The sequence below is a fragment of the Vibrio sp. E150_011 genome (assembly GCF_053544015.1).
The window spans coordinates 69,979-76,472 of sequence record NZ_JBHFOL010000019.1 but is presented as its reverse complement, the minus strand read 5'-3'; the positions used below and the strand labels follow the sequence as shown (position 1 = coordinate 76,472).

Genomic DNA, 6,494 nt, shown 5'->3' with positions numbered 1-6,494 from the left:
GTTGAGTCATCTTGTTAGCAGGAAGTACAGGGTTCTTGGATTCTTGAGACTCAACAAGCGTTGCTAGGTAAGTTGATGCATCAACCATGGTGTAGCTGTAGTCCATCTCTTGGTCATCTTTCACGACGTACACAGAAGTAAGAAGTGTACCGATGTTACCTGCAATGTAACGACCTGGTTCTAACCACAATTGTGGAAGCTCAAAGCTTTCTTTGTTGAATTCTTCAAGCATACCGTTACATACGATTTTCGCGTAGTCTTCGATAGTGTTGGAGTTCATCATGTGCTCTTTGCTACGACATTCTGGCTCACGCTCACGTGGCCAACCGCCGCCTAGGTCAACCTGGAAAGGTTGAACATCACATGCGCGAGAGATCTCGATAACATCACGAGCATACTGACGGTAAAGTGCATCCCAACCTTCAGGTTGCTTAGAGAAACGACCTAGGTGAGTGTGGAAACCGTAGAATTCAAAGACATCAATTTCTTTTACGCGGTTAACAATTTTCTTCGCTTCTTCTTTAAGAAGACCGAACTTGATCCATTTCATCGCGCCAATGAAGTTAGGGAACGGGTAGGCGTCAGGTTCGAAATCGTTGAAGAAATCTTCTGGGATGACTTTTAGACGAACCGCGATGCGTACTTTTTCCGTTGGCTTCACTTCACGAGCGATGCGCTCAACGATTTCAATTTCTTCATAAGAATCTAAGTGAACTGCGTAGCCGTATTCAATCGCTTTACGAATAGCAAGCTCAGGTTTAACCGTACCGTTAAGCGCGATGGTTTTTGGGTCAGCGCCTGCATAGTGAGTCGCTTCAACTTCACCAGGACCGAAACAGTCACCGCCAACGCCTTCTTCGTTACAAATGGCACGAACCGCAAAGTTAGTGTTTGATTTGATAGCAAACATCACGTTGACCGGCTTTGGCCAGTAGTTGCCAAATGCGTTTTTAACGCGACGCAGGTTGTTACGTAGCGTGTCTTCGCTGAGTACGAAAAGCGGGCTACCGTATTGCTCGATAAGGTCCGTTGCTTTACAGCCACCGATTAGCAAGTCGTCGCCTTGAGTGCTTAGCTCGTCTGTAGGAGTCAGGATGTTCTCTAGACGCTCAGCGTAGTTCATGGTTGCTTTGTGCTCTGCAAGCAGTTGTTTTTGCTCATCAAGAACAGTGCTAAGGCGATTTACGCTTTCTTCTAGGCGGTTTTGATATTTCATCTTCGACCCTTATTAGTAGTCACGGTATAGGTAATAAGAACCAGAATGTGGTATCTGGTTCTATTTATTGTTTGCTTGAGATGAATTGTAGGTAAGCAGATTAGAGTCATCACTTCACTGAGCGTCAAAAAATCTTACGCTGTGTGGATAAATTGACTTGAAATGTACAGGTTGTTTATTCACGTGGTGAATGCGTTAATTCTTCATGAGCATTTAATCGAGATTCGACGGAGATAAATAAGTATTCCACACACATTATATTAGGCGGATTTTATTATTTTCATATGATTAAAGTAACAACAATGGCGAGTTACTTTTAGAGTGAGAGTATTTTACTTTGCGGCGAAGCTTGTTACTTAAATGAATATTGTTGTTTTTGTGTTAATTATTCTGTGTGTTTCATGAGTCGAATAGTACTGTTTTATGAGCCGTATAACTAGATATTGATTAAATAAATGCATGATCGCTTTATTCATTAAGGTCAAATGACTGTTACCGTAAAACGTTCAAAAAAATTGACTCTGAGTGAAGTTAATGTGAGGCGTTTGTAGGCTAAATTAATTTCATCCTTTGAAAGGGATTAAGAATAATCACTATATATTGCTCCACAGTATATTGATTACTTAACCTTGATGAGAGCCTACGAAATAGATAAATAGTAAAGCCAATATTGAGCTTTACTATCTAAATTATAAGGTATCGCCCCTATGTACAATAAAGACTTCTTTATTAAGCAAGCTCAGAAATTCGGTAAAAAGCAACGCATGGTTGTTGCAGCAGCTCACGATGACGCAACACTAGACGCAGCGAATAATGCATTTAAAGAAGGCATGGCTGACGTCATCCTTGTTGGTGAACGTGCGTTAATCAATGCCGCAGCTGAGAAAGCGAACGTTGACTTGGCTAATTTCGAAATCATTGAAGCTGACGGCCTTGAAGCAACAGCAGCAGCTGCGGTAACCGCAATTGCTGAAGGCAAAGGCGACTTATTAATGAAGGGTCTCATTGACACTTCAATCCTTCTGAAAGAAGTACTTAAAAAAGAACACGGTCTACGTACTGGTAACGTTCTTAGCCACGCAGGCGTACTTTTCAAAGAAGGTGGCGATAGCTTCCACGTATTTACTGACGCTGCAATGAACATTGCTCCTACGCTTGAGCAAAAGAAAGGCATCATTAAAAACGCCGTTCAACTTGCGCACTCTGTTGGTATCGAAGAGCCAAAAGTAGCGAACCTATGTGCGAAAGAAAAGCCATACGACAAAATGCCAGCCACGATGGACGCCGCTGAACTTCAAAAGATGAACCAGAATGGTGAAATTGAAGGCTGTATCGTTTCAGGCCCTATCTCTCTCGATATCGCAGTATCTCAGTATGCAGCAAACCTAAAAGGTTGTACCGATGCAGTTGCTGGTCAAGCTGACATCCTAATGGTTCCAAACATCGAAGTAGGCAACGTGTTTGCTAAAGCACTTCAGTACATGGCTGGCTTTAGCATGGCGGGTGTTCTACTTGGTGCTCGTATCCCAGTTGTTCTTGTTTCGCGTGCAGACGGCGAAGCTGAGAAAACCGTTTCTATCGCGCTTGCGTGTTCTGTTGCTGCTCTAAGCCAACAGAAAGAAGCTGCAGAAGTCTCTGCGTAATTACAAATAGAAAGTCACTAATTCAGGTTAACGAAGAAATGAAAATTCTAGCTATCAACCCAGGTTCTACCTCTACAAAGATCGGTGTTTTCGAAGGCACTACTGAGCTTTTCGAAAAAACGCTACGTCACAGCGCTGAAGAATTGGCGCCATTTGGTGCAGTGGTTGCTCACCAAAAAGCGTTCCGTAAAGAAGCGATTCTAGCGGCGCTTGAAGAAGCTGGCGTTAAAGCATCTGAGCTTGCAGCTGTAGCATGTCGTGGTGGCGTACTTAAGCCAATCGCTGGCGGTACTTACAAAGTTGAAGACGCAGTAATCGCAGACCTTCTTGAAGCACAAATCCAACATCCAGCGAGCCTAGCGGCGATCATTGGTAAAGAGATTGCTGACGAAAACGGTATCGACGCGTTCTTCACAGATGCGCCGGTTACTTACGAGCTATCTGAACTGGCTTCTTTCTCCGGCCACAAAGCGATTAAACGTAAGGGTCGTTTCCACGCGCTTAACCAAAAAGCTATCGCTCGTCAGTTCGCTGAAGAGCAAGGTAAGAAGTACGAAGACGTAAACGTCATCGTATGTCACATGGGTGGTGGTATCACTGTTGGCGCTCACATGGGCGGCCAAACTGTTGATGTAAACGACGCAGTTTCTGAAGGTCCTTTCACACCAGAGCGTTGTGGCGACCTACCAACTCGCGAACTTATCGACCTTTGCTTCAGCGGCGAATACTCGCACGCAGAGATGAAAGCGTTCATCCAAGGTAAAGGCGGCGCGTTTAGCTACACAGGTAGCATCGACATGCGTGAAATCGAAGAGAAAGCAGAAGCTGGCGACGCTGAGTTTAAGCTTGTGACTGATGCAATGGCTTACCAAGTATCTAAGCAAATCGCTTCTATGGGTGCTGTGTTCGGTGGCGAAGCTATCGACGGTATCTTGCTCACTGGCGGTATTGCTTACAGCAAATACATCACGGCTGAAATTGCTAAGCGCGTTTCATTCGTAGCACCAGTTAAAACGTACCCAGGTGAAGTAGAGCTTGAAGCTCTTGTACTAGGTACATTGCGTGTAGTTAACGGCGAAGAAGCTGCTCAAACTTACGCTTAATAAAAACTGACGCTTAATAAAAGGGCGGCGCTTAATGACTGAGCGACGCCTAACTAAATAAAGATTAGAGCAGGCTCTAGTGCCTGCTCTGCGAAAGTGGACAACCACTTAATACTTTACAGAGGTAATAAACATGTCTTTTGATATCGATAATGCACAAGGTGTATTCACAACTGTTGAAGCTGCAATCGCTGCAACTCACAAAGCTCAAGTAGAATTCTACGCAACGTCTACTAAAGAAGGTCGTGAAGCGATCCTGACTGCTATGCGTGGCGCAGTTTTAGCTAAAGCTGAAGATTTCGCAAAAATGGTTCGTGAAGAAACGAAACTTGGCCGTGTTGAAGACAAAATTGCTAAGCACCAACTGACTGCTGCTAAAACTCCTGGTACTGAAGTTCTAGAAACTAAAGTATGGTCTGGCGACAACGGTATCTCTCTAGAAGAGCGTGCACCATACGGTGTTATCGGTGCAGTTACTCCAGTAACTAACCCAACTGAAACTATCGTTAACAACGCTATTTCTATGCTAGCGTCTGGTAACGCGGTAACGTTTAACGTTCACCCATCTTCAAAAGTTGTTTCAGCTATCATGATCGATCTTCTAAACAAGACTATCGTTGAAGCAGGCGGCCCAGCTAACCTAATCACTATGGTTAAAGAGCCTACTCTAGAAACACTTAACGAAATCGCTAAATCTCCACTAATCAACATGCTTGTTGGTACAGGTGGCCCTGGTCTAGTTAAAGCTATCCTACAATCTGGTAAAAAAGGCATCGGCGCTGGCGCTGGTAACCCACCAGTAATCGTTGATGCTTCAGCTAACCTAGACCTAGCAGCGGCTGGCGTATACGGCGGCGCATCTTTCGATAACAACCTACTTTGTATCGGTGAGAAAGAAGTATTCGTTGAAGACGCAGTGGCTGACGAGTTCCTAGCTAAGCTAGAAGCGACTGGCGCATACGTGCTTTCTGCTGAAGAAGCTGAGAAGCTAACAGCACAAATCCTTACTATGGACGAAATTGACGGTGCTAAGCCTTGTACTGCTCAAGAAATCGCTCGCGTATGGCACCCAGTTAAGCAACACGTTGGTCAAGACGCTGGTGAAATCCTGAAGTCTATCGGTGTTGAATCTGATACACGTCTAGCGGTAATGGTTGTTGAGAACGATCACCCACTAGTACACGTTGAGCAAATGATGCCAGTACTTCCAGTTGTTCGTTGTGCAAACATCGAAGAAGCGATTGAGCGTGCAGTAGCAGCAGAGCGTGGCAACAAGCACTCTTCTTGCATCTACTCTGGTAACATTGAGAACGTGACTAAGTTTGGTCGTGCAATCAACACAACTATCTTCGCTCACAACGGTCCAACACTATCTGGTGTAGGTTACAACGCTGAAGGTACTTCAACGTTCACAATCGCTGGTCCTACTGGTGAAGGCATCACGAACGCACTGTCTTACACACGTGCACGTCGTTTTGCTATCGCTCAAGGCGGTCTACGCATCGTTTAATCAATTTACCCCGATTGATGAAAACGAAAAAGCCGAAGCATATTGCTTCGGCTTTTTTTGTTGTATTTCCCATGCTAATTAATTAATGCCTGTCCTGAAATGTGATTACACATTGAGGGTGAACTGGGAACCTAAAATAAATCGTAAATGCTTTCCTCTATCCCATCAATAAGTGACTGGCGAGTTTCAACCGCGTGGTCATTGGGACGAGACATTTCACCAAAACTTTCAAAATACATTCCGTTCGGATGTTTCACGACGACAAGGTGTTCTTGTCTGAGTTCATGCTTGACCAGTGTCTCCGGAATAATGGCCCATCCAAGATTATCAACGACCGCTTCTAGCACTTCTTGGTGGTTCGAAAAGCTGATTGTGCTGCTTGAAATAGGACGGAAATCCTCATGAATCTCTTCAAACAAGTGTGATAACACGATTTGTCGGTGTGCACTGATGTCGGTCGACGTTACGCTCGTTGATTGCGCTAGTGGATGCTTCGGTGAACATACCGCCATCATGCGGATTCTGTGTAGGGAGCGCACTTTGATCTGAGGGTCATCACCTGAGCTAAAAACAAGTCCATAGCCTAGATCAACGTGTCCTTCTTTAACCAGTGTCGGTATATCCGCGCTGGAAGCCTTAATCACGGTGAGCGAGAGGTGAGGGAAGTTGTCGGATAGCGCGACCAGTTGTTGACGCCAAAACGAGGAAGGGAGCGTGTCATCATACGCGATGCGTATTTTATCACTGTCACCTTGGCGAAATTGCTCTGCTTTAGAGTAGAGGCTTTCAGCCATATTTAATATGTTTTTACAGTCGGTGAGTAGGGCACCGCCAGCTTCGTTCAGCACTAACCTATTGCGTGTACGCTCAAACAATTCGACGCCAAGCTCATCTTCTAAGCTAGACAGCGCCATGCTAAGCGACGTACGAGTTTTGCCCATGATATTGGCAACCTTGGTTAAAGAACCGTGTTCCGCAGTAAGCGTAAATACACGTAATTTTGTCAGGTTCATGAGGTAGGC

The 6,494-nt window shown here is 44.9% G+C and carries 5 protein-coding genes; 3 read left to right on the top strand and 2 right to left on the bottom strand.

The features are described 5' to 3' along the window. The coding region (locus tag ACE1OE_RS21090; RefSeq protein ID WP_449212188.1) for a diaminopimelate decarboxylase family protein at nt 1-1,216 on the bottom strand (1,216 nt) is incomplete at its 3' end. A gap of 707 nt (nt 1,217-1,923) precedes the next feature. Here ACE1OE_RS21090 and ACE1OE_RS21085 point away from each other — a divergent pair. The 3 genes from ACE1OE_RS21085 to ACE1OE_RS21075 all read left to right on the top strand — a co-directional run bounded on the left by ACE1OE_RS21085 (nt 1,924) and on the right by ACE1OE_RS21075 (nt 5,472). Then, nucleotides 1,924-2,859, top strand: a complete 936-nt coding sequence (locus tag ACE1OE_RS21085; RefSeq protein WP_250616992.1) for a bifunctional enoyl-CoA hydratase/phosphate acetyltransferase — start codon at nt 1,924-1,926, stop codon at nt 2,857-2,859. Between the two features lie 38 nt (nt 2,860-2,897). Next, a complete protein-coding gene (buk, locus tag ACE1OE_RS21080) occupies nt 2,898-3,962 on the top strand; it encodes a butyrate kinase (protein WP_428793091.1) in 1,065 nt (354 codons plus the stop codon). A 133-nt stretch (nt 3,963-4,095) separates the two neighbouring features. Next, nucleotides 4,096-5,472 (top strand): aldehyde dehydrogenase, encoded by a 1,377-nt coding sequence (locus tag ACE1OE_RS21075; RefSeq protein WP_102470410.1) that lies wholly within the window; start codon nt 4,096-4,098, stop codon nt 5,470-5,472. 131 nt (nt 5,473-5,603) lie between these two features. Here the strand turns inward: ACE1OE_RS21075 and ACE1OE_RS21070 are convergent, their stop codons facing one another. After that, nucleotides 5,604-6,485: a LysR family transcriptional regulator gene (locus ACE1OE_RS21070; protein WP_102471354.1), complete on the bottom strand. Its 882-nt coding sequence runs from the start codon at nt 6,483-6,485 to the stop codon at nt 5,604-5,606. Between the last annotated feature and the right edge of the window lie 9 nt (nt 6,486-6,494).

Coding starts and splice junctions, on each gene's coding strand:
- ACE1OE_RS21085 (WP_250616992.1), top strand. CDS start 1,924: ATGTACAATAAAGACTTCTTTATTAAGCAAGCTCAGAAATTCGGTAAA.
- buk (WP_428793091.1), top strand. CDS start 2,898: ATGAAAATTCTAGCTATCAACCCAGGTTCTACCTCTACAAAGATCGGT.
- ACE1OE_RS21075 (WP_102470410.1), top strand. CDS start 4,096: ATGTCTTTTGATATCGATAATGCACAAGGTGTATTCACAACTGTTGAA.
- ACE1OE_RS21070 (WP_102471354.1), bottom strand. CDS start 6,485: ATGAACCTGACAAAATTACGTGTATTTACGCTTACTGCGGAACACGGT.